General features: G+C 68.6%; 24 protein-coding genes. 6 read left to right on the top strand and 18 right to left on the bottom strand.

The annotated features are described in order from the left end of the window. Nucleotides 1–16: 16 nt before the first annotated feature. Genes EL337_RS10185 through rplS form a run of 5 tightly spaced genes read right to left on the bottom strand, consistent with a single transcriptional unit; the run spans nt 17 to nt 3,088 of the window. Nucleotides 17–790 (bottom strand): HAD-IIA family hydrolase, encoded by a 774-nt coding sequence (locus tag EL337_RS10185; RefSeq protein ID WP_048630559.1) that lies wholly within the window; start codon nt 788–790, stop codon nt 17–19. Between the two features lie 3 nt (nt 791–793). Beyond that, a complete protein-coding gene (locus tag EL337_RS10180) occupies nt 794–1,099 on the bottom strand; it encodes a DUF2469 domain-containing protein (RefSeq protein ID WP_003928621.1) in 306 nt (101 codons plus the stop codon). Further along, a complete protein-coding gene (locus tag EL337_RS10175; RefSeq protein WP_048630560.1) occupies nt 1,096–1,845 on the bottom strand; it encodes a ribonuclease HII in 750 nt (249 codons plus the stop codon). The genes EL337_RS10180 and EL337_RS10175 overlap by 4 nt, the downstream gene beginning before the upstream one ends. 28 nt (nt 1,846–1,873) lie before the next feature. Then, nucleotides 1,874–2,698, bottom strand: a complete 825-nt coding sequence (gene lepB / locus EL337_RS10170) for a signal peptidase I (protein ID WP_048630561.1) — start codon at nt 2,696–2,698, stop codon at nt 1,874–1,876. Between the two features lie 48 nt (nt 2,699–2,746). Beyond that, the gene (rplS, locus tag EL337_RS10165; RefSeq protein ID WP_048630562.1) at nt 2,747–3,088 is read right to left on the bottom strand and encodes a 50S ribosomal protein L19; all 342 of its coding nucleotides are present in this window, start codon (nt 3,086–3,088) and stop codon (nt 2,747–2,749) included. Nucleotides 3,089–3,424: 336 nt separating this feature from the next. On the opposite strand from rplS, the gene EL337_RS10160 reads away from it, so the two are divergent. Beyond that, on the top strand, nt 3,425–4,363 hold the full coding sequence (locus tag EL337_RS10160; RefSeq protein ID WP_048630563.1) for a serine hydrolase: 939 nt from the start codon (nt 3,425–3,427) through the stop codon (nt 4,361–4,363). Between the two features lie 3 nt (nt 4,364–4,366). Here the strand turns inward: EL337_RS10160 and trmD are convergent, their stop codons facing one another. From trmD to mgtE, 5 genes are all read right to left on the bottom strand, one after another. Then, nucleotides 4,367–5,053, bottom strand: coding sequence for a tRNA (guanosine(37)-N1)-methyltransferase TrmD (gene trmD / locus EL337_RS10155; protein WP_048630564.1), 687 nt, complete (start codon nt 5,051–5,053; stop codon nt 4,367–4,369). 2 nt (nt 5,054–5,055) lie between these two features. Beyond that, a complete protein-coding gene (gene rimM / locus EL337_RS10150) occupies nt 5,056–5,577 on the bottom strand; it encodes a ribosome maturation factor RimM (protein WP_048630565.1) in 522 nt (173 codons plus the stop codon). A gap of 10 nt (nt 5,578–5,587) precedes the next feature. Further along, nucleotides 5,588–5,830, bottom strand: coding sequence for an RNA-binding protein (locus EL337_RS10145; RefSeq protein ID WP_024450383.1), 243 nt, complete (start codon nt 5,828–5,830; stop codon nt 5,588–5,590). Next, on the bottom strand, nt 5,827–6,306 hold the full coding sequence (gene rpsP, locus EL337_RS10140; RefSeq protein WP_048630566.1) for a 30S ribosomal protein S16: 480 nt from the start codon (nt 6,304–6,306) through the stop codon (nt 5,827–5,829). The genes EL337_RS10145 and rpsP overlap by 4 nt, the downstream gene beginning before the upstream one ends. Nucleotides 6,307–6,487: 181 nt before the next feature. Beyond that, nucleotides 6,488–7,846, bottom strand: a complete 1,359-nt coding sequence (gene mgtE / locus EL337_RS10135) for a magnesium transporter (RefSeq protein ID WP_048630567.1) — start codon at nt 7,844–7,846, stop codon at nt 6,488–6,490. A gap of 101 nt (nt 7,847–7,947) precedes the next feature. On the opposite strand from mgtE, the gene EL337_RS10130 reads away from it, so the two are divergent. Beyond that, nucleotides 7,948–8,442 (top strand): nuclear transport factor 2 family protein, encoded by a 495-nt coding sequence (locus tag EL337_RS10130; RefSeq protein WP_048630568.1) that lies wholly within the window; start codon nt 7,948–7,950, stop codon nt 8,440–8,442. On the opposite strand, the gene EL337_RS10125 is transcribed toward EL337_RS10130, so the two are convergent. Further along, nucleotides 8,439–8,858, bottom strand: coding sequence for a nuclear transport factor 2 family protein (locus EL337_RS10125; protein ID WP_048630924.1), 420 nt, complete (start codon nt 8,856–8,858; stop codon nt 8,439–8,441). The two genes, EL337_RS10130 and EL337_RS10125, sit on opposite strands and share 4 nt — an antisense overlap. A 45-nt stretch (nt 8,859–8,903) precedes the next feature. Here EL337_RS10125 and EL337_RS10120 point away from each other — a divergent pair, with 45 nt between their 5' ends. Together EL337_RS10120 and EL337_RS10115 are read left to right on the top strand one after the other, a co-directional pair. Then, nucleotides 8,904–9,782, top strand: coding sequence for a D-alanyl-D-alanine carboxypeptidase family protein (locus EL337_RS10120; protein WP_048630569.1), 879 nt, complete (start codon nt 8,904–8,906; stop codon nt 9,780–9,782). Between the two features lie 68 nt (nt 9,783–9,850). Next, nucleotides 9,851–10,690: a D-alanyl-D-alanine carboxypeptidase family protein gene (locus EL337_RS10115; protein WP_048630570.1), complete on the top strand. Its 840-nt coding sequence runs from the start codon at nt 9,851–9,853 to the stop codon at nt 10,688–10,690. 31 nt (nt 10,691–10,721) lie between these two features. Here the strand turns inward: EL337_RS10115 and EL337_RS10110 are convergent, their stop codons facing one another. From EL337_RS10110 to EL337_RS10085, 6 genes are read right to left on the bottom strand one after another with little or no spacing between them, the layout of a single operon-like run. Further along, entirely contained in the window at nt 10,722–11,801 is a 1,080-nt protein-coding gene (locus tag EL337_RS10110) for an amidohydrolase family protein (RefSeq protein WP_048630571.1), read from the bottom strand. A 1-nt stretch (nt 11,802) separates the two neighbouring features. After that, nucleotides 11,803–13,371: a signal recognition particle protein gene (ffh, locus tag EL337_RS10105; RefSeq protein WP_048630572.1), complete on the bottom strand. Its 1,569-nt coding sequence runs from the start codon at nt 13,369–13,371 to the stop codon at nt 11,803–11,805. A gap of 36 nt (nt 13,372–13,407) precedes the next feature. Continuing rightward, nucleotides 13,408–14,337, bottom strand: a complete 930-nt coding sequence (locus tag EL337_RS10100) for a S1C family serine protease (RefSeq protein ID WP_083442942.1) — start codon at nt 14,335–14,337, stop codon at nt 13,408–13,410. Between the two features lie 13 nt (nt 14,338–14,350). Next, nucleotides 14,351–15,304, bottom strand: a complete 954-nt coding sequence (locus tag EL337_RS10095) for a VWA domain-containing protein (protein ID WP_048630925.1) — start codon at nt 15,302–15,304, stop codon at nt 14,351–14,353. A 16-nt stretch (nt 15,305–15,320) separates the two neighbouring features. Then, complete coding sequence (locus EL337_RS10090) at nt 15,321–16,259, bottom strand: DUF58 domain-containing protein (RefSeq protein WP_048630574.1); 939 nt, start codon at nt 16,257–16,259, stop codon at nt 15,321–15,323. Continuing rightward, nucleotides 16,256–17,269, bottom strand: a complete 1,014-nt coding sequence (locus tag EL337_RS10085; RefSeq protein ID WP_048630575.1) for an AAA family ATPase — start codon at nt 17,267–17,269, stop codon at nt 16,256–16,258. The genes EL337_RS10090 and EL337_RS10085 overlap by 4 nt, the downstream gene beginning before the upstream one ends. 105 nt (nt 17,270–17,374) lie before the next feature. On the opposite strand from EL337_RS10085, the gene EL337_RS10080 reads away from it, so the two are divergent. Continuing rightward, nucleotides 17,375–18,067, top strand: a complete 693-nt coding sequence (locus tag EL337_RS10080; protein ID WP_048630576.1) for a response regulator transcription factor — start codon at nt 17,375–17,377, stop codon at nt 18,065–18,067. Between the two features lies 1 nt (nt 18,068). Then, the gene (locus tag EL337_RS10075) at nt 18,069–19,265 is read left to right on the top strand and encodes a sensor histidine kinase (RefSeq protein WP_048630577.1); all 1,197 of its coding nucleotides are present in this window, start codon (nt 18,069–18,071) and stop codon (nt 19,263–19,265) included. A gap of 9 nt (nt 19,266–19,274) precedes the next feature. Here the strand turns inward: EL337_RS10075 and EL337_RS10070 are convergent, their stop codons facing one another. After that, nucleotides 19,275–21,752 (bottom strand): [protein-PII] uridylyltransferase, encoded by a 2,478-nt coding sequence (locus EL337_RS10070; RefSeq protein ID WP_048630578.1) that lies wholly within the window; start codon nt 21,750–21,752, stop codon nt 19,275–19,277. Nucleotides 21,753–21,768 lie beyond the last annotated feature (16 nt).

Here is a 21,768-nt window from a genome sequence, read left to right as displayed (position 1 = left end):
AAGTTAGCAACCGGGGTCACACCAGTTCGATCGCCTCGGCGATGGACGGCAGTACCCGGCTGGGCCGGAACGGGTAGCGCTCGACGTCGTCGATGGTCGTCGACCCGGTGAGCACCAGGATGGTCTCCAGTCCGGCTTCGATGCCCGCGACGACGTCGGTGTCCATCCGGTCGCCCACCATGACGGTGCTCTCCGAATGGGCCTCGATCCGGTTGAGCGCGCTGCGGAACATCATCGGATTGGGCTTGCCGACGAAGTAGGGGTCGCGGCCGGTGGCCTTGGTGATCATCGCGGCGACCGACCCGGTGGCCGGCATCGGCCCTTCGGCGGACGGTCCGGTGACGTCGGGGTTGGTCGCGATGAACCGCGCGCCGCCCAGTATCAGCCGGACGGCCTTGGTGATCGCCTCGAACGAGTAGGTGCGGGTTTCCCCGAGGACGACGAAGTCGGGCGAGACGTCGGTGAGCGTGTATCCGGCCTCGTGCAGCGCGGTGGTCAGACCCGCCTCACCGATGACATAGGCCGAGCCACCGGGAAGCTGGTCGGCGAGGAAGGCGGCGGTGGCCATCGCCGAGGTCCAGATGGCACTCTCCGGGACCGACAGGCCGGAACGGGTCAGTCTGGCCGCGAGGTCGCGGGGGGTGAAGATGGAGTTGTTCGTGAGCACCAGAAAGGGTCGTTCGCGCTCGACCAGCCGCTGCAGGAACTCGGCGGCGCCGGGCAGCGCGTGGTCTTCGCGGACGAGCACGCCATCCATGTCGGTCAGCCAGCACTGCGGTGTGGGTCGCATGGTCTACTCCGGCAGCCGGAGTTCGGGCTTTTCGACCTCTTCGATGTTGACATCCTTGAAGGTGATCACCCGCACCTGCTTGACGAAGCGCGCCGGCCGGTACATGTCCCACACCCAGGCATCGCCGAGACGCAGCTCGAAGTAGACCTCACCGTCGGCGTTGCGGGGCACCATCTCCACGCTGTTGGCCAGGTAGAACCGCCGCTCGGTTTCCACGACGTAGCTGAACTGACCGACGATGTCCTTGTACTCGCGGTAGAGCGAGAGCTCCATCTCGGTCTCGTACTTTTCGAGATCTTCGGCACTCATCGGCTCAGTTGTCCTTCACGTAGATCGGAGTCCACAGGGCTCGCTGGACCCATTTTCCCGCACTCGACTTCTCCATGCTCCCCGGGTTCCCCGTCGGACACCAGGCGCCTCACATTGATGAACGAGTACCGGTGCTGCTTCGACGGTCCGAGACGGGCCAGCGCCGCGCCGTGTGCCCGCGTGCTGTAGCCCTTGTGGTCGGCGAAACCATAGCCGGGCAGTTCGTTCTCCATGGCCACCATCAGCCGGTCGCGACTGACCTTGGCCAGCACACTGGCCGCCGCGATACAGGCCGCAGCCGCGTCGCCACCCACCACGGGCAGCGACGGGACGGGCAGGCCGGGCACCCGAAACCCGTCCGAGAGCACGTACCCCGGACGGAAGGGAAGCCCGGCGACGGCCCGGCGCATACCCTCGATGTTGGCCACATGCACCCCCCGCCGGTCTACCTCGGTCGACGGGATGTACACCACGTGGTAGGCCAGGGCGTACCGCCGGATGAGCGGGTACAGACGTTCCCGTTCGTTCTCGTTCAGCTTCTTCGAATCGTCGAGGGCGGCCAGGCTCTCCAGCCGGTTCGGGCCGAGCACGCACGCCGCCACCACGAGAGGGCCTGCGCAGGCGCCTCGACCGACCTCGTCGACTCCGGCCACCGGTCCCATGCCGGCGCGGTACAGCGCCGATTCCAGGGTGCGCAGGCCAGACGATTTACGGATGACCGCGCGCGGCGGCCAGGCAGCAGGCAAGTGACTGGGCCTCCTTCCAAGCCGGCCGTTACGCCTGCGGATTCACCGAGCTCACGCCGCCCCACCGGCCCGGAGGCCAGGCGATGAACTGGGCCTTGCCGATGACATTGTCCACCGGGATCGTCCCGGCCACCGGGTCGCCGGTGCACAGCAGACCCTTCTGCGCGTCGGCCGGGACATTGGTGCAGTGCGTACGGGAATCCGCCGAATGGGTGCGGTTGTCACCCATCACCCAGAGTCTGTCCTCGGGGACGGTGACCGGGCCGAACTCGCTCCCCAGGCACGGGTACACCGCAGGATCGGCCATCATCGTGTTGGCATCCAGGTACGGCTCGTTGAGCTTCTTGCCGTCCACGGTGAGCCCGGTGTCGACACGGCACTGCACCGTCTGACCACCGGTGGCGATGATGCGCTTGACCAGATCGTTCTCGTCCGGAGGGACGAATCCGACGTAGGACAGCGCGTTCTGCACCCACCGCACCGCGGGATTGTCCGAGCGGATCGACTTGTATCCGACACTCCAGTTGGGCGGACCTTTGAAGACGACGACGTCGCCGGGTTCGGGCGAGGTGAACCGGTAGCTCAGTTTGTCGACCATGATGCGGTCACCCACACACCCGTTGCACCCGTGCAACGTGGGCTCCATCGACTCCGAGGGAATCAGATAGGGCCGCGCGATGAACGTCAGCATCACGTAGTAGAGGACCAGCGCGATGGTGATGAGGATGGCGCCCTCACGCAGTGCACCACGCTTCTTCTTCTCTGGCTGATCCTGCTCGACGTCTGCGGACGTGTCTTCGGCCGACGTATCGACGGGGTCGGAAGAACCGGGGGGCCCGGAAGCGGTTGTCACGCGATCAGCGTAGCCAGATCGGGGACGGATCCGACGCGACCACGGGGGTCAGCGCTTCTCTTTGATCTTCGCCTTCTTGCCGCGCAGCTCACGCAGGTAGTACAGCTTCGCGCGCCGCACGTCGCCACGGGAGACGATGTCGATGTGGTCGATGTTGGGCGAGTGCACCGGGAACGTGCGCTCGACGCCGACGCCGTAGCTCTCCTTACGCACCGTGAACGTCTCGCGCACTCCGCCGCCCTGACGGCGGATGACGACACCCTTGAAGACCTGGATGCGCTCCTTGGAGCCCTCGATGACCTTCACGTGGACGTTGACGGTGTCGCCGGCGCCGAAGGCGGGGACATCGTCACGCAACGACGTCTGGTCGATGAAATCCAGCGTGTTCATCGGTGACACTTCCTTGTTGATCGCGGCCCCTTGCCGGCGTGATGATGCCGCGCGCAGAGCCGATGGTGTTTCGGACGTCTTAGGCGAGTCGTGCAGCGGAGAGACCTCTACGGCATAGACGCCGTCGCATGGTCGTCCCCAGCCGTGCACAGACAACTGCCCAATTGTGCCAGACGAAGGGTGGATCCCCGAAATCCGGGGCGACCAGCGCCGCCGACGGTGTTCGGACCAGGCGAAGAGGGTATCCACGGGCTACCCTTGCGTCACCGGGCGCGCGGCACACGCCGCCCGGATTCGGGGGGACAGCGTCGGCCCACACACTTTGGAGGACTTGCGATGCGACGGCCGTTGGGGCTGCTGACGACCACCGTAGCGACGTCTGCCGCAGTGTCACTCCTGGCCGGCTGCACGGCCGCCGGCAGCGGGGCTCCCCCGGTGAGCTCGGGTCCGCATCTGACCGTGGTGGCGCCGCTGGGGACCATGGCGCCGCTGCCCGAGGCGCCGCCCGACGAGCCGTCCGCCGCATTCACCGGGCTCGCCGAACGCGAACGCGAAGCCACCTCGGCGGCCGCTGCGGCCGGCGCCGACATCACCGCCGCCGTCCTCGACCGCAACACCGGTCAGCTGGTGACCAACGGCAACGGCATGACCATCGCCATCGCCTCGGTGGTGAAACTGTTCATCGCCGACGACCTGCTGCTCCAGGAGGCCGAAGGACGCACGACGCTGTCCCCGGAGGACCGCAAGTCCCTGGACGTGATGTTGCGGTCGTCGGACGACAGCGCTGCCGAGGTGTTCTGGAATCGCAGCGGAGGCAGCGCGATCATCGACCGTGTGGTCCAGCGTTACGGGCTGAGTCAGACGCGACGGCCGAGCAACGGCCGCTGGTTCAACACCATCAGTACGGCCACCGACCTGATCCGGTACTACGACATGCTGCTGTCGGGTGCCGGCGGGCTGCCGACCGAGCAGGCGAACATCATCTTGTCCAACCTCGCGGCGTCGACACCGACAGCTCCCGACGGGATGGTGCCGGGCGGCATCTACCCGCAGCGGTTCGGCATCCCCGAGGGCATGTTCGCCGAACCCGTGGCGGTCAAGCAGGGCTGGATGTGCTGTGTCGGCGCGGACTGGATGCATCTGTCCACCGGGGTGGTCGGCCCCAACCGTCGCTACGTGATGGTCATCGGATCGATGCAGGCCACCAATGACGATTCGGCGCGCCAGACCATCACCGATGCGGTGAAGACGATGTTCCCCGAGGGCAAGATCTGACGCTCAACCCAGCAGATCGGGCCTGCGCTCGCGGGTCCGCTGCAGTCCCTGCTCCTGACGCCACGCCGCGATACGGGCATGGTCACCGGAGAGCAGGACGTCGGGCACGTCGAGGCCGCGCCAGCTGGCGGGCCGGGTGTAACTGGGCCCCTCCAGGAGGCCACCGACCAGCTCCGAATGCGAATCGTCCTGATGCGATGCGGGATTGCCGAGGACGTCGGGCAGCAGCCGGACCACCGATTCGATCATCACCACCGCCGCGGACTCCCCGCCAGGCAGCACATAGTCCCCTATCGAGACTTCTTCCACCCGCATTCGAGTCGCAGCGTCGTCGACCACCCGTTGGTCGATGCCTTCGTACCGGCCGCAGGCGAACACGAGATGCTTCTCGCCGGACCAGCGCTGGGCTACTGACTGGGTGAACAGCCGTCCCGCGGGTGACGGCACCACGAGAAGACTCTCCGGAGAACAGATGTCGTCGAGCGCCGGACCCCACACCGGGGCTTTCATGACCATGCCGGGACCGCCGCCGTACGGCGAATCATCGACCGAGCGATGCACGTCGTGCGTCCAGTCGCGTAGGTCGTGCACCGCGAGTTCCACTATCCCCGCGTCAATCGCCTTGCCCGGCAACGCCTGTCGTAGCGCATCCAAAAAAGCGGGGAAGATCGTCACCACGTCAATGCGCATGATCAGTCCAGTTCGAGCAGACCTTCGGGCGGGTCGATCTGGATCGTCTGATCCTCCAGCGACACCGCGGTGACGATCGCAGACACGAAGGGCACCAGGATCTCGGCACCGTCGGCGTCTTTGATGGAGAGCAATTCGCCTGCGGCGGTGTGCAATACCTCGGCCACCGTGCCCACCCGGTCGCCGCCCACCGTCTCGACTGCCATGCCCTCGAGCTGATGGTCGTAGAACTCGTCGGGGTCGTCGATCGGGGGAAGCTGGGCGGCGTCTACCAGAAACAGGGTGCCACGCAACGCTTCTGCCGAATCCCGATCGCCGATACCGACCAGCCGCACCAGCAGGCGTTCCCCATGCGGGCGCATGGATTCGATGACGTACTCGCGCTCGGCCCCGCCCCGGGACGGCCGGCCGCGCAGGGTGGCGCCCCGGCGGAACCGGCCCTCCGGGTCGTCGGTTCGGACGTCGACGGTGAGTTCACCGGTGACGCCGTGCGCTTTGACGACGCGCCCGACTACCAGGTCCATTGCGTCGTCGCTACTGGTCGGTGTCCACCACGTCGACGCGGATGCCGCGACCGCCGATGCCCGCCACCAGGGTGCGTAGGGCAGTGGCGGTGCGGCCGCCGCGCCCGATGACCTTGCCCAGGTCATCAGGATGCACATGCACCTCGACGGTGCGGCCGCGGCGGTTGGTCACCAGGTCGACGCGGACATCGTCGGGATTGTCGACGATTCCGCGAACCAGATGTTCGACGGCGTCGACGACCACCGAGCTCATTCGGCGGCGGGGGCGTCGGACTCGGCGGCGGCTTCAGTCTCGGCCGGTGCCGCAGCTGCCTCGGCGGCCGGCTCGTCCTTCTTGGCCGGCGCCTTCTTCTTCTTGGGCGTGGTGGCCTCGGTACCGGGGCCACCGTCGGCCTCGGCGAGCGCGGCGTTGAACAGGTCCAGCTTGGACGGCTTGGGCTCCTTGTGCTTCAGCGTGCCCTCGGCGCCGGGAAGCCCCTTGAACTTCTGCCAGTCACCGGTGATCTTGAGCAGCTGCAGAACCGGTTCGGTGGGCTGGGCGCCCACGCCGAGCCAGTACTGCGCGCGCTCGGAGTCGATCTCGATGACGCTGGGGTCTTCCTTCGGGTGGTACCGGCCGATGACCTCGATGGCGCGACCGTCGCGACGGTTGCGCGCATCGGCGACGGCGATGCGGTACTGAGGATTGCGGATCTTCCCGAAGCGGGCGAGCTTGATCTTGACAGCCATGGTCGGTGCATTTCTCCTGTGATTGCCACGTTGGCAATTCGAGCGACGCGGGCGGGCTGCCCGGTCCGGTTTTGCCTTACGTGTGTGACCGTCGCACGGCGCATCGATCGAGAACTCGCCGAAGCCGTACGCGGACAGCCGCCCATTGTGCCAGAACCCGATCGTGCCCGGAAATCGCGAGTCAGATGCCCAGAACCGCCTTGGCGACCATGAAGTAGATCAGCAACCCCGTGGCATCGACGAAGGTCGAAATGAAGGGGTTCGAGAACACTGCGGGGTCAACACGGATCGCGCGGGCGATCAACGGCATCGCGCCTCCAACGGTCGCCGCCATGGTGCACAGGCTCACCAGAGTCACTCCGATCACCGTGCCGATGGATCTGTCGTAGACCAGGCTGGTCACCGCGAACGCCAGGCCGCCGAGCAGCAGCCCCAGCGACAAGCCGACCCGGAATTCCCGGAACAGCACTTTGCCCAGGTCCCGTGGGCCCACGTCGCCGAGCGCCAGCGCGCGGGTGACTGTGGTGGCGGCCTGGTTTCCGGTGTTGCCGCCGGTGCCGATGAGCAGCGGGACGAACAACGCCAAGGCCACCATCTCTGCCAGGGTGGCCTCGAACACCTCGAGCACCTGCACCGTCAGCGTGGCGCCGATCGCGAGGACCAGGAGCCAGACGACGCGAGTCCGAACCAGGTTGACCACCGGCGCGGTCAGGTAGGGGCGACGGAGCGGTTCGGCGCCGCTGATCCGAGCCTGGTCCTCGGAGTCGGCGGATTCCAGGATTCGCAGCGCATCGTCGACGGTGAGGATGCCGACCAGCCGCGTCTCGTTGTCGACCACCGGTAGAGCCAGCACCTTGAGGTCGGCGCAGCGGCGGGCAGCCGTCTCCGCGCTTTCTCTGGCACGCGCCCAGTGCGGCGGACGCATCACCTCGGCCACCGATGTTCCGGGCGGCGCCGCGAGCAGGCGGCGCAGGGTGACCACGCCGATGAGCTCACGCTCCTCGTCGACGACGGGCAGCGTGTAGACGGTCTCCGCGCGCGTCAAGCCGGACGACACCCGGGTGAGCGCCTCGGCCGTCGTCATCGTCGGACGCACCGAGACGACCTCTGGGCTCATCCTGCGACCGATCGACCCCTGCGGATAGCCGAGTACGGCGGCGGTCAGCTCACGTTCGTCGGGCGGCAGCCCGTGCAGCAGGCGCCCGGCCACCTTGGCCGGCAACTCGTCGAGCAGCTCGACACGGTCGTCGGGATCGAGGTCGGCAAACAGCGCGGCTACGGCGTCATCCTGGAGTGCGCCCACGAGATCACGTTGCAAACTGGCGTCGAGGACCTCGAAGACCTCCAGGGCGCGGTCCTTGGGGAGCACCCGGTACAGCACCGCCTGCTCCCGTCGATCCAGCCGTTCCAGCACGTCGACCACCTGGATCGGGGACAACGGCTGAAGCGACGCCGTCAATGCCGAAAGGTCGAGGACCTCGAGGGCCCGCATGATCGGCTTGAGCTGGGCTTCCGTGGGTGGAGCGGTGATATCGGCCATCGTGGGATAGCTCTACACCATGGCGGTGAATATCGGCTTCCGGACCGGGACAACTCCGCCACCAGCTTTACAGTGACGACCCTGGATGTCACCCTTCACGGGTGGCGGACGCGGCAGCGGAAATGCTGGAGATCGAGGCGATCAAGCAGGTGAAGGCACGCTACTGCCGATACCTGGACACCAAGGACTGGGGCGCCTGGCGATCGCTGTTCACCGACGACTTCCGCAGCGACACCACGCAGGCCGGCGGGAAGGCCATCGTCGGAGCCGACGAGTTCGTCGCCTTCACCCGGCGCAGCCTCGGTGACCGCGCCACCGTGCATCAGGTGCACGCCCCGGAGATCGAGGTGGTGTCGCCGACGACCGCGCGAGCGATCTGGGCGCTCGAAGACGTGGTGCGGCTGGCGCCCGGGGTGAACCTGCGCGGCTACGGGCACTACCGGGAGTCCTATCGCAAGCGCGACGGGCAGTGGCTGATCTGCGAGTCGACGCTGACGCGGTTGCGCGAGGACATCTTCAACATCGCGTTCTCGCTATACGTATCCGACCGGATCAAGCGAGTCGCGGGCGTGGTGGCCCGCCGACTCGTCCGCTAGACCACCTTGTCGAAGCACTTCTCCTCGACCCGCTTGCTCATCCGCCAGCCCTGCTCGGTCCGGACGAACTCGTCGAGGTACCAGATGCCGACGAAGTAGATCTGGCCGGATTCTCCACCCATGGCCATCGGGTTGAAGCAGATCGCGCGCGACGTCGCGGTGTCGCCGCTCACCCGCACATCCGCGTTGCCGATCATGTGGTAGTACGCCGGGAAGTTCGGCAGCACCTCTTTCAGCCACGCCTTCACCTCGGGAAAGGATCCGTCGATGCCTCCGGCCACGCGATAGTCGATGTAGGCGTCCGGCGTGAAGACCAGGTCCAGGTCATCGAACCGCCGCTGGTCGATGGCGGTGGAGTAGTCGATCAGCAGCTGCTGGATCTCCAGCCGGTCGGAGATCTCTTCGAGGCTCAACATGGCTTGATTGAACACGATCATCGGCGCCGATTAGGCTCACCCGTCATGACACGGCTTCTGGCATGCCTGGCGGCGGCGCTGTGCGTCGTCGCGTCTGCGCCGACGGCGAGCGCCGTCCCCGTCACCGGGGTGATCCAGCCCGTCGGGTCGATACCGATTCCGGACGGGCCCGCGCAGGCCTGGGTCGTCGCCGACATGGACAGCGGCGAGGTGCTGGCCGCCCGTGACGAGCACGGTCGCTTCGCCCCCGCGAGCACCATCAAGGTGCTGCTGGCGACGGTGGTCCTCGACGAGTTACCGCTCGAACAGACCATCGTGGCCAACGAGGCCGACACCGTGGTCGAGTGCAACTGTGCCGGTGTCGCCCCCGGCACCACCTACACGACCCGCCAGTTGCTCGAGGGGTTGCTTCTGGTGTCGGGCAACGATGCGGCGAACACTCTGGCCACGATGCTCGGCGGCCGCGACGTCGCGGTGGCGAAGATGAACGCCAAGGCCGCGGCGCTCGGGGCCCTCGGGACCAGCGCCGGGTCGCCGTCGGGCATCGACGGTCCGGGGATCGACATCTGGTCCACACCGCACGATCTCGCGGTGATCTTCCGCGCCGCGATGGGCAACCCGGTGTTCGCACAGATCACCGCGCAACCCACCGCTGTCTTTCCCACCAAGGCCGGCACCACCGTGCTGGTCAACCAGGACGAACTGTTGCACCGCTACCCCGGCACCTTCGGCGGCAAGACCGGGTACACCGACCTGGCCCGCAAGACCTTCGTCGGCGGAGCGCAACGGGGCGGCAGGCATCTGGTGGTCGCGCTGATGTACGGCCTGGTCAAAGAGGGCGGACCGACGTATTGGGACCAGGCCTCGGCTCTGCTGGACTGGGGCTTCGCCCTCGGCCCGAACTCGGGTATCAGCCGGCTTTAAACACTCGATACCCGATGGAGATCTGATCGCGCGCTGACCGAGTCCTGGCGCGACTAGCGTCGCCACTCGTGCGAAGACCACTCGCGGGGCTGGCGCTCGCGCTCAGCGCATTGCTGCCGGCCGCCTCGATGTCGGCTGTCGCGGCGCCGGCGTTCGCCCAGCCCAACGTCGAACCCGCTGCCGCGCAACCCGTTCCGGACGGCCCGGCCAAGGCCTTCCTGGTGGCCGATCTCGACACCGGCCGTGTCCTCGCCAGCCGTGACCCCTACGGCACGTACGCGCCCGCCAGCACGATCAAGGTGCTGCTGGCGATGACCGTGCTGGACAGGCTGCGCCCCGACAACTGGGCGCGGGCCAACGAGTCGCACACCAAGGTCGAATGCTCCTGTGTGGGGCTCGAACCCGGCCAGGCGTACACCGCGGGCCAGTTACTGGCGGCGATCCTGATGGTGTCGGGCAACGACGCCGCCAACATGCTCGCCGACATGCTCGGCGGTCAGCCCGCGGCCGTGGCGGCGATGAACCTCAAAGCCGCCCAGGTGGGTGCGCGCAGCACCAGGGCGTCGTCGCCGTCCGGCCTGGACGGGCCCGGCTGGGAATCGGTCACCACCCCGCACGATCTGGCGGTCATCATGCGCGCGGCACTGAAGTATCCGCTGATCGCCCAGATCATGCGGTCGCCGTCCGCCCCGTTCCCCGGCAAGACGTTGCAGAATCAGAACGAGCTGCTCACCCGGTATCCCGGGGATCTCGCGGGCAAGACGGGGTTCACCAATCTCGCCCGCAAGACCTATGTCGGCGCGGCGCAGCGGGGCACCCGGCGTCTGGTCGTCGTGCAGATGTACGGCAGCGGCGACCTCTACGGGCAGGCGATCAACCTGCTGGACTGGGGATTTGCACAGCCGTGAGGCTCTGCCCTTGCCGGGTGTCCGCCCCGGGTCAGTAGACGACCCCGCGCAGCATCACCAGCGACGGATCGCCGAGCACCCCGGGTCCGGTGCGGGGATCCTCGGCGAAGCACACCAGGTCCGCTGACGCGCCGTGTGCGAGCCCGGGACGACGCAACCAGTCTCTGGCGTCCCAGCACGCGGCCCCCAGCGCGGCGGTCGGCGTCATGCCTATGCCTTTGAGCGCCTCGACCTCGTCGACGATGCGCCCGTGGGCGACCGCGCTGCCCGCATCGGAACCCGCGTAGATCTTCACGCCCGCTTCCCGTGCCGCGCCGATCCTGGCCGAACAGGTCTCATACAGCGACAGCATGTGTTTCTGGTAGCGCGGGTAGCGGTGCGCCGCCGCGGCGATATCGGGAAAGTTCTCGATGTTGATGAGCGTCGGCACCAGCGCCGTGCCGTACTCCACCATCAGGTCGATGGTGTCCGCCGTCAGGCCGGTGCCGTGCTCGATGCAGTCAATACCGGCCTTGATCAGGCCCGGCAACGCATCCTCGCTGAACACGTGCGCCGTGACCCGGGCGCCGTTGGCGTGTGCGGCGTCGATCGCGGCCGCCAGCACGTCGTCGGACCACAGCGGGGCGAGGTCCCCGGTGTCCCGGTCGATCCAGTCCCCCACCAGCTTCACCCAGCCGTCGCCCCACCGCGCCTGCTGGGCCACTGCGTCCGGCAGCTGCCACTCGTCGTCCAGTTCGGCGGCAAAGCCGCGCTGATACCGCTTGGGCCGGGCCAGATGCCGTCCGGCGCGGATGATGCGCGGCAGCTCGGGGCGGTCGTCGAAGCTGCGGGTGTCGGTCGGTGAACCGGCGTCGCGCAGCAGGAGCGCGCCCACAGCACGTTCCGTCTCGGCCTGGGCGACCGCCTCGTCTTCCGGAATCTCACCCTCGGGTCCGAGGCCCACATGGCAGTGCGCGTCGACCAGGCCGGGCAGGATCCAGCCGCCATCCCCGTCCGCCCCGAAGATCGTCTCGGCGCCTGCCACCGGTTCGGCGCTCAACCGCCCGTCGACCACCCACCACTCGATCGGCTCGCCGTCGGGCAGACCGCGGCCACGAACGTGCAGCCGCATGTCAGTTCTTGGGGAACTTCAGCTTCGACAGGTCGATATTGGCCAGCCCCGGCGGCAGCTCGTCGAGACCCTTGGGCATGTTGGACAGGTCGGGGAAACCGGCAGGCATCCCCGGCATGCCGGCACCGAGAGGATTGCGCGTCTTCGGCGGTGTCGGACCCCGGCCCTTCTTGCCCTTCTGCTTGTTCTTGCCTTTGACCGCCTTGCGCGAGGATCCCTTGCGACCGAAGGGCATACCCATCTGGCCGGCCATCTGGGACATCATCTTGCGCGCCTCGAAGAAGCGATCGACGAGCTGATTCACCTCGGACACCGTGACACCCGAGCCGTTGGCGATGCGCAGCCGGCGGGAGGCGTTGATGATCTTCGGATCTTCGCGCTCCTGCGGCGTCATGCCGCGGATGATGGCCTGGACACGGTCGAGCTGACTGTCGTCGACGGCGGCCAGCGCGTCCTTCATCTGACCCGCGCCGGGCAGCATGCCCAGGAGATTGCCGATCGGACCCATCTTGCGGATCGCGAGCATCTGCTCCAGGAAGTCTTCGAGTGTGAGCTCGCCGCTGCCGATCTTGGCGGCGGTCGCCTCGGCTTGCGCCGCATCGAAATGCTGCTCGGCCTGCTCGATGAGGGTGAGCACGTCACCCATGCCCAGGATCCGGCCCGCCATCCGGTCGGGATGGAAGACGTCGAACTCCTCGAGCTTCTCCCCCGCCGACGCGAACAGGATCGGCACGCCGGTGACCTCGCGCACCGACAACGCGGCACCGCCGCGGGCGTCGCCGTCGAGCTTGGTCAGCACCACCCCGGTGAAGCCGACGCCTTCACGGAAGGCGTCCGCGGTGGTGACGGCGTCCTGACCGATCATCGCGTCGAGGACGAACAGCGTCTCATCGGGGTTCACGGCGTCGCGGATAGCCGCGGCCTGGGCCATCAGCTCCTCGTCGATACCGAGCCGGCCGGCGGTGTCGACGATGACGACGTCGTAGTGCTTGGCCTTGGCCTCGGCCAGCCCCGCGGCGGCCACGGCCACAGGATCGTTGGTGGCCATCTGCTCGATCGTGGTGCCGCCGGGCGATACCCCGGGGTGCGGCGCGAAGACGTGCACGCCGGCGCGCTCGCCGACGATCTGCAGCTGATTGACCGCACCGGGGCGCTGCAGGTCGCACGCCACGAGCAGAGGCGTATGCCCCTGTCCTTTAAGCCATTTGGCAAGCTTGCCGGCCAGCGTCGTCTTGCCGGAACCCTGCAGACCGGCCAGCATGATCACCGTCGGTGGGTTCCTCGCGAAGGCCAGCTGGCGCGTCTCGCCGCCGAGGATCCCGATGAGCTCCTCGTTGACGATCTTGACGACCTGCTGCGCAGGATTGAGCGCGGCCGAGACCTCGGCACCCTTCGCACGGTCCTTGATGCGGGCGACGAACGCGCGGACGACGGGCAGCGACACGTCGGCCTCGAGCAAGGCCAGCCGGATCTCCCGCGCGGTGGCATCGACGTCGGCTTCGGTGAGCCGGCCTTTGCCCCGCAAGCCGGATAGTGCCCCGGTCAGCCGGTCGGACAGGGATTCAAACACGGGCCCAGCCTAATGGCTGCGCCGTCGGTCCCGCGCTCAGCCGTTCTCGATGATCCGTGTGGCCACCTCGACGGCCCGGTCGATCGGCACCGCGAACCCGATGCCGATGTTGCCCGCATCGGGCCCTCCGACGCTGGCTATCGCGGTGTTCATCCCGATCACCTGGCCGTCCAGGTTGGCCAGCGGGCCACCGGAGTTACCGGGGTTGATCGCGGCATCGGTTTGCAGCATCTGCTGGTCGGGGTAGCGGCCCAATCTCGCGGTGCGCTCCACGGCGCTGATGATGCCCGAGGTCACCGTGCTGTTGAGGCCGAGCGGGGCACCGACCGCGATGACGGGCTGGCCGATCGCCAGGCCGCCGCTGACACCCATGGCGGCGGCCGGCGGCGGCGCCCCCGAGACTTCCAGCACCGCGACGTCGGTCGCCGGGTCGGAGCCGATCACCCGTGCGGCGCTGCGCCGACCGTCCGACATCCGCACGACGACCCGCGAATAACCCTCGATCACATGGCTGTTGGTCATGATCCGGCCCTGGTCGTCGATCGCGAACCCGGATCCGCTGCTGCGGCCCGCCGCGACCTGCACGACGCTGGGCAGCAGCACCTGCGCTGCACTCTGGGTGTCGCCGGACGCCGGCGACGCTGCCCCTGACACGGGCGGGTACTGGCGGAGGACGGGTCCGCCCGCGGCCTCGGCGACCAGGTAACCGGCACCCCCGCCGGCGGCGGTCCCGACCACCAGGCAGGCGGCGACCAGCAACACCGCGGTTGCCCGCGAGCCGCGGGGCGCCGCCGGTACCGCGAGGGGGGCGGGTACCGGCGGCGCCGTCCGGGGGTCCGGTGCGAACCGGATTCGCGTCGGAACGGGTGTGGCGGGCGGGCGCGGCGACGGGGCGTCCGCAGGGCCGGGCGGCAGGAACGTCGGCCCTGCGGGCCTGCCACCGAGGTCGAAACGGCCATCGGGCATAGATCTGCTCCAGTCAGACGAGGCGGGAGAACCAGCGCATGGACAGGGCGGCGGCGGCGACGCCGAAGATCAGGGCGACACCGGCGACGACGGGGGTCACCTCACGCCATTCGGTGCGCCAGCCGATGGACGAACCGATGTCGCGATAGACGTCGGCGAGTTCGTCACCGCTCTCCGCCGAATACGCGGTTCCGCCGGTGGCTTCGGCGAGCTCGACGAGCGTGGCCGCGTCCACCGGCACGGGAACCAGGTATCCCCCGCTGTCGAACACGCCGTCGGGGGTGCCGTAGGCGATGGTCGAGACCGGGACCCCGGCAGCCACGGCCGCCATCGCGGCGGCGTCGGTGTCACGCCCGCTGGTGTTGGTGCCGTCGGACAGCAGCACGATGTGTCCGGGCACCCGATCCTGCCCCTCCTCGGGTTCCTGGGTGATGGCCAGGATCTGGTCCAGTGACGTGAACACCCCTTCCCCGATCGCGGTCCGCGACTGCGTGGTCAGCATCTGCAGGCTGGTCGTGGCCGCCTCGCGATCGGTGTCGGGCGGGTGCGCGACGACTGTGGTGCCGGCGAACGTGACGACTCCGACGTTGAACGAGGCGGGCAGCTGGTCGATGAAGTCGCCTGCGGCGGCGACGGCGGCAGACAGCCGATCCGGGCTCACGTCCTCGGCCCGCATCGATTCCGACGTGTCGATCGCCACGATGATGGTCGCGCGCTCATAGGGCACCCGCACCGGCATCTCCGGGCGGGCCACCGCCAGCGCGCAGAGCGCGAACGCCGCGAGCAGGAACGCCGCGGGCAGATGCCTGCGCCACCTCGGCCGTTCGGGAATCACCTTGTCCAGCAGCGGAAGTGCGGCGTAGCGCACGACGTAGCGCTGCTGGCGCCGAACGGTCACCAGATAGGTCGCCGCGAGCAGGACCACCGGTACGAGCATCAGTAGCCCGAGCGGAAACAGGAAGGTCATGACCGTCTGCCCATCGTCATCGTCGCGCCCTGTTCCTGCTCCGGGCGGCGCGACGCAGCGTGCGCTGCCGCTCACGCAGAAAGCTCGCCAGATCGCGCACCCAGTCGCCGGCCGTGCTGGCACGCAGATGTTCGGCTCCGCTCGCCGAGATCGCCCCTGCCACCGCGTCGCGGTGCTCGGCCGCAGCGGTGCGATAGCGCCGACGCACCCGGGAATCGGAAGTCCACACCTGGCGCTGGCGGCCGGATTCGGGATCGACGAAGACGACTGCGCCGACGTCGGGCAACTCGAGCTCGCGGGGGTCGAGGATCTCGACGGCGATGACGTCGTGTCGGGCAGCCAGGCGGCGCAGCGGCGCCTGCCAGTCGAACGGCGGCCGATGGTGGCCTCCCGGATCGAGGAAGTCCGAGATCACGACGCGCAGTCCGGGGCCGCCACGACGCGCCCCCAGCGCCGCCACCGCGTCGGCCAGCGCGGGCGATCCGGCACCCGTGCGAGGCCCGCCGCGCAGCAACGTCTGTCCGGCCCGGACACCGGCCATCCGCGCGCGGTCCGGCCGGTGCCAGCGCACACCGTCGGCCCCGAATGTCGCCAGCCCCAAGGTGTTCCCCGGCGCATCGGTCAGCAGACCGATGGCCGCGACGATCCGCGCGGCCAGGTCGCGCTTCTCGTCGGCGACGGTGCCGAACGCCATGCTCGGTGTGGTGTCGACCATCACCCAGGTGTCCAACCGGTTGTCGGCCCGCGGACGCCACACGTGCGGCCCGCCCGCGCGCGCGGTGATGTTCCAGTCGATGCGCCGCACGTCGTCGCCGGGCTGGTAGCGCGACAACTCCTCGCGCTCACTGCCCACACCGAGCCGCAATCCCTCGTAGTCGCCGGCCATCAGGCTGTCCACGCGTCGGCGCACCCGCAGGTCCAGTGCCCGCCACGGATGCCCGCCCGCCCCGGTCACGACGCCACCTCGGCGAGTTCGTGGCTGTTCGGCGCGATCTGCGGCGGTGCCACGCAGTCGAGGACCTTCGCGATGACCGCGCGCGGATCGATGCCGTCGGCGACGGCATCGAACGTGAGCACCAGCCGGTGCGCCAGCACATCGGGGGCGATATCGGCGACGTCACCGGGCAGTACGTAGTCGCGGCCCCGCAGTACCGCCAGCGCCCGGCTGGCCGACAGCAATCCCAGCGAGCCGCGGGGTCCGATGCCGTAGTCGAGCACCGAGGCGATCGCGTCCGCACCGTATTCGGTGGGCTCCCGGGTCGCCATCACCAGCCGCACGATGTAGTGCGCCACCGCATGGTGGACGAAGACCTGCTCGGTGGTGCGCTGCAGGTGCAGCACGTCCGCCGGGGTCATCAGCGTTCTGGCCGTCGGCGGTTGCGCCCCCATCCGCGCCAGGATCGCCAGTTCCTCCAGCTCGGTGGGATGAGTGAGGTCGATCTTGAGCAGGAAGCGGTCGCGCTGGGCTTCCGGAAGGTGGTAGACGCCGTCGGTCTCGATCGGGTTCTGGGTGGCCAGCACCAGGAAGGGTTGTGGCAGGCCGAAAGTCTGTCCGCCGATGCTGACCTGGCGCTCGGCCATCGCCTCCAGCAGCGCCGACTGCACCTTCGCCGGGGCGCGGTTGATCTCGTCGGCCAGCACCAGATTGGCGAAGATCGGACCCAGCTCGATGTCGAACGTCTCGGTGGACGGCCGCCACACCCGGGTGCCCAGAATGTCCGCGGGCATCAGGTCGGGGGTGAACTGCAGACGATGAAAGGTGCCGCCGACCACCGTCGCAGTGGTGCGAACCGCAAGGGTCTTGGCCAGCCCCGGCACACCTTCCAGCAGCACGTGACCACCGGCGAGTAAACCCACCAGCAGCCGTTCCAGCATCGAGTCCTGGCCGACCACAACGTGTTTCATCTCGAACAGCGCGCGCTCGATGAGCGCGCCGGTGTGGTGTTCTCGGTCGTGGTTGCTCATGACCACGAGTTGACCAGCCGCATGCGAAAACCCCGGAAAAAGCCGGCGAAAGCCGACCGAAAGGCAGGTGGTCGCGCCGCCCCGACGGCGCTACCCTCGGCGCATATGCGCATTCTGATCGTCGAGGACGAGGAGGGCCTGGTCAGCGCCCTCCGCGTCGGGCTGCAGCGGGAAGGCTATGCCGTCGACGCCGCGTTCACCGAAGCCGAGGCGATCGAGCGGCTCACGGTGAATTCCTACGACGTAGCACTCGTCGACGTCAACTTGCCCGATGGCGACGGGCTCGAACTGGCGCGCCGGGTCCGCGCTGGCCAGCTCGAGGCAGGCGTCGGACGTGACATCCGGATCGTCATGCTGACGGCACGGGGCACGCTGCCCGACCGGGTGCGTGGGCTCGACGCAGGGGCCGACGACTACATCGTCAAGCCTTTCGCCCTCGCTGAGCTGACGGCCCGCCTGCGGGCGGTGCTGCGTCGCGAGGTGTCCGGCGGATCGTCGGTGCTGCGGCTCGGCGACATCACCGTCGACACCGCCCGCCAGATCGTGCGCCGCGGGCCACGGGAGGTGGAGCTGACGCTCAAGGAGTTCTCGGTGCTGCGTTATCTGATGACACGTCCCGATCATGTGGTGTCGGCCGAGCAGATCCTCGAGCACGTCTGGGACGAAAATGCCGACCCGTTCACCCAGACCGTGCGTGTCACCGTGGGCACGTTGCGACGCAAGCTCACCGTCGGCGGCGAGCATCAGGTGCTGCACACCCTGGTCGGGCGCGGCTACCGCTTGCGTACCCCGACCTGAGATGCGCACCATCCGCGTGCGATTGGCGCTGACCACGTCGCTGTGGCTGTCCGTCATCTCCGCGGTGATCCTGGCCGGGGTGTACCTGGCGTTGTCGGCCACCATCGACGCCGCGCCCCTGGACCCGGTGACGGTCAAGAAGTTCGATCGCCGCCCCGACGGCACGATGGCCTACCGCGTCGGCGAGAGCTTCCAGGCCGCCGACCTGGACAGCGTGCAGCGCGCGGTGAATCACTCGACACTCGACAGCCTGCGCAACTATTCGCTGCTCGCGCTCGGGGTGATGTTCGTGATCAGCCTCGTCGTCGGCTGGTTCGTCGCGGGCCGGATGCTGCGTCCGGTCGGCGAGATCACCGCCGCCGCCAACCGGCTCTCGGCCAGTGACCTCTCCCAGCGGATCAACGCCACCGGGCCGAGGGACGAACTGCGCACGCTGGCGGACACCATCGACGGCATGCTCGACCGCCTCGACGAGGCTTTTCGCACCGAACGCGCTCTGGTCGAGGATGTTTCGCACGAACTGCGCAACCCGGTGGCCGTGGTCCAGGCCAACGTCGAAGCAGTGCTGGCCGACGACCGCGCAACCGCGGAGGAGCGTGAGCATGCGCTGGCGGTGATCTCCCGTGCCACCACCCGGATGTCGCGTCTGCTCGAAGACCTTCTGGCCACGGCGCGTCGCCGGTCGGGATCGTTCGCCGACCAGAAGGTCGACCTGCTCGAGTTCGTCGGGGAGGTCGTCGACGAACATCGCCTGCTGGCCGCGGAGCGACCACTGCAGGTGAGCACGCGACTGTCCCCCGGGCCGGTCGTCTTCGCCGACCCCGAGTCACTGGGCCGCGCGTTGAGCAATCTGTTGTCCAACGCGATTCGGTTGGCGCCCAGTGGGTCCGAGCTCACCATCGGCAGCGGCAGCGCGCGCGGATGGGCCTGGATCGCGGTGCGCGACCAGGGCCCGGGTATCGCGGGCGACGACCAGCAGCGGGTGTTCGACCGGTTCCGCCGCGGTCCCAACGGCGGTCGGCGCGGATCCGGCCTGGGGCTCGCGATCGCACGTCAGATCGTGGAGAGCCACGAAGGCAAGATGGCTCTGTTCAGCGTCCTCGGCGCGGGCAGCACATTCGTGATCTGGCTACCCGACCGCGCGATCGCCCACCGGCCCGAACGCACCGACCAGCCGCCGAAGGACTGTCCGCTGTGACCCGACGGGTCAGCTCGCCTCGTCGCGGACCTGCTTGACCGGTGGTGGCGGAGCCGGCAGGACCGCGAACAGCTGACGTTCCAGCTCCCGCCGGACGGTGCCGTCATCGGCGGGCAGCACGATTCCGAACGCGTCGACCACCGAGGAACCCAGGGTGGTGACCTTCGCCCACGCGATGTCGACCCCCGCGCGTTCGAACACACCGGTGAGCACCGCCAGCAGCCCGGCGCGGTCGGTGGCCCGGATCTCGGCGACCACATGCCCGGTGGCCGACCCGTCGTGCCACAGCACCCGGGGCGGAGCAGCGGGCGCATTGATGGGTACCGCGGCGCGAATCTCACCGGCGCGCCCGGTTGTCGCGGCCTCGGATTCCTTCTTCTCCAGCGCCGCCATCACGTCCAGTTCACCGTCGATCGCCAGGATCAGCTGCTGGCGCAGGAGCTCGGCCGCCGGGGGCGAACCGAAGTGGGGCGACACGACAAAGCTGTTGATGGCCGCGCCGCCGTGTCCGTTGACCGATGCCGAATGCACCCGCAGTGAGTTCAGCGCAAGCACGCCTGCGGCTTTCGAGAGCACACCTCGGCTGTCGGGCGCGATCATCGTGACCTGATAGATGTGCGGGGTGTCCGCGGGTGCCAGCTCGACGTGCACCCGTGTGCTTGCCGCGAGCGAGATGAAGCGGGGATCAACAGGATCCGGCTGCGGTAGCGCCTCACCCGACATGACCAGCCGGCAACGGCGGACCAGCTCACCGATCAGCGACGCCTTCCAGTCGCCCCACACGCCCGGTCCGGTGGCCAGCGAGTCGGCTTCGGCCAGAACCTGCAGCAGCTCAAGGACGACCAGGTCACCCTCGAGGGCCTCGACCACCGCGTCGATGGTCGCAGGGTCCTGCAGATCCCGTCGGGTGGCGGTGTGTGGCAGCAGCAGGTGATGCCGCACGACCTTGGCGAGGATGGCGATGTCGGAGGGCCACAGGCCCAGCCGGTTGCCGATCTGATGGGCCAGTTCGGCGCCGATGACGCTGTGGTCACCGCCGCGACCCTTCCCGATGTCGTGCACGAGCGCGCCGAGGACCAGAAGATCGGGGCGGGACACCCTGGTGGTGAAAGCACTTGCCCGGGAAACTGTTTCGACGAGGTGGCGGTCCACCGTCCAGATGTGCACCACATCGCGCGGGGGCAGGTCGCGCACCGCGCCCCACTCGGGGAAGAGCCTGCCCCACAGCCCGGTGCGGTCGAGAGCCTCGACGGTCCCGACTGCGGGCGGACCGGCCGCCAGCATCACGAGCAGATCCTTGAGCGCCTGCCTCGGCCACGGTGTGCGCAGCTCGGGGGCGGCTTCGACCAGCCTGCTCAACGTCGACCCCGCCATCGGCAGACCGGTGGTCGCGGACGCGGCGGCGACGCGCAGGATCAGGCCGGGGTCACGTTCGGGTCGCGCGTCGCGGGCCAGGATGACCTCGCCGGCGAACTCGATGACGCCTTCGTCGAGCGGGCGGCGCACCGGCCGCCGGAGTGCGGCAAGGCCGCGGCGCGGCAACGCATTTGCCGCCGTTCGGATACCTGCGTCGACGTAGTAGCTGACGGTGCGCGCTGCGTCGGACAGCATGCGGGCCAGGTCGAATCGGTCGCCGATGCGCAGGGAGGCGCCGATCTCGTCAGCGTGCTGGGCCAGCAGCAGCTCGCGGCCTCGCCCGGCCACCCGGTGCAGCTCGGTGCGGACGTTGAGCAGCGAAAGATGAGCTTCACCAAGGGTTTCGGTGGGTGAGGCCAGCGACCTGCTGGGATACACGTCCGCCAGCTGCGCGATGGCCAGCGCGTTGAGAAGCTGGACATCGCGTAGCCCACCGCGGCCACACTTGAGGTCAGGCTCGGCGCGGTGGGCGATCTGACCGCTGCGCTGCCAACGGGAACGGGTGTGCTCGACCAGCTCGTCGAAACGAGAGGCGATCCCCGTGCGCCACTGGCGGCGTGCACCGCCGATCAGCAGCGACGACAGGTCAGCGTCGCCGGCGATGTGGCGCGCCTCCAGCATGGCCAGACCCGCCGACATGTCCTCCCCGGCGACCCGCAGCGCCTCCGGAACCGTTCGGACGCTGTGGTCGAGACGAATATTGGCGTCCCACAACGGATACCACAACAGCTCGGCCACCTCGGCGACGTCCTCGGTGGGCATGTTGTCGTGCAACAGCATCAGATCGAGGTCGGAGTACGGCAGCAGCTCGCCCCGGCCGAGCCCTCCGGTGGCGACGATCGCGAAGCCACTCGTGGCGGTGATGCCGATCTCGGTTGCCTTGGTGGTGAGCCAGAAATCGTAGAGGTCCAGCAGCGCGTCGCGGAGAGCGGCCGAATCGAGCTGGCGGGTACTGCCGGCGAGCAACTGCTCCGCCGCCGCCACGAGATCCGTTGCCGGGCGCAAAGACCCCGCCGCCGGACGCTCCCAACGGGGAGCGCCGGCGGCGGGTCGTGGTTTCTGCTCTTTCATGAGTTGTCCTCCCGGC

Source organism: Mycolicibacterium aurum (genome assembly GCF_900637195.1).
Lineage (GTDB): Bacteria > Actinomycetota > Actinomycetes > Mycobacteriales > Mycobacteriaceae > Mycobacterium > Mycobacterium aurum.
This window is presented reverse-complemented; position numbering and strand designations above follow the sequence as displayed.

Bases quoted from the DNA above. Each gene is read 5' to 3' on its own strand.
- rimM (WP_048630565.1), bottom strand. From the start codon at position 5,577: ATGGACCTGGTAGTCGGGCGCGTCGTCAAAGCGCACGGCGTCACCGGT.
- rpsP (WP_048630566.1), bottom strand. From the start codon at position 6,306: ATGGCTGTCAAGATCAAGCTCGCCCGCTTCGGGAAGATCCGCAATCCT.
- EL337_RS10070 (WP_048630578.1), bottom strand. From the start codon at position 21,752: ATGAAAGAGCAGAAACCACGACCCGCCGCCGGCGCTCCCCGTTGGGAG.
- trmD (WP_048630564.1), bottom strand. From the start codon at position 5,053: ATGCGCATTGACGTGGTGACGATCTTCCCCGCTTTTTTGGATGCGCTA.
- EL337_RS10145 (WP_024450383.1), bottom strand. From the start codon at position 5,830: ATGAGCTCGGTGGTCGTCGACGCCGTCGAACATCTGGTTCGCGGAATC.
- rplS (WP_048630562.1), bottom strand. From the start codon at position 3,088: ATGAACACGCTGGATTTCATCGACCAGACGTCGTTGCGTGACGATGTC.
- EL337_RS10080 (WP_048630576.1), top strand. From the start codon at position 17,375: ATGCGCATTCTGATCGTCGAGGACGAGGAGGGCCTGGTCAGCGCCCTC.
- EL337_RS10160 (WP_048630563.1), top strand. From the start codon at position 3,425: ATGCGACGGCCGTTGGGGCTGCTGACGACCACCGTAGCGACGTCTGCC.
- EL337_RS10180 (WP_003928621.1), bottom strand. From the start codon at position 1,099: ATGAGTGCCGAAGATCTCGAAAAGTACGAGACCGAGATGGAGCTCTCG.
- EL337_RS10120 (WP_048630569.1), top strand. From the start codon at position 8,904: ATGACACGGCTTCTGGCATGCCTGGCGGCGGCGCTGTGCGTCGTCGCG.
- EL337_RS10075 (WP_048630577.1), top strand. From the start codon at position 18,069: ATGCGCACCATCCGCGTGCGATTGGCGCTGACCACGTCGCTGTGGCTG.
- EL337_RS10185 (WP_048630559.1), bottom strand. From the start codon at position 790: ATGCGACCCACACCGCAGTGCTGGCTGACCGACATGGATGGCGTGCTC.
- EL337_RS10110 (WP_048630571.1), bottom strand. From the start codon at position 11,801: ATGCGGCTGCACGTTCGTGGCCGCGGTCTGCCCGACGGCGAGCCGATC.
- EL337_RS10085 (WP_048630575.1), bottom strand. From the start codon at position 17,269: ATGAGCAACCACGACCGAGAACACCACACCGGCGCGCTCATCGAGCGC.
- EL337_RS10125 (WP_048630924.1), bottom strand. From the start codon at position 8,858: ATGTTGAGCCTCGAAGAGATCTCCGACCGGCTGGAGATCCAGCAGCTG.
- EL337_RS10095 (WP_048630925.1), bottom strand. From the start codon at position 15,304: ATGACCTTCCTGTTTCCGCTCGGGCTACTGATGCTCGTACCGGTGGTC.
- EL337_RS10100 (WP_083442942.1), bottom strand. From the start codon at position 14,337: ATGCCCGATGGCCGTTTCGACCTCGGTGGCAGGCCCGCAGGGCCGACG.
- mgtE (WP_048630567.1), bottom strand. From the start codon at position 7,846: ATGGCCGATATCACCGCTCCACCCACGGAAGCCCAGCTCAAGCCGATC.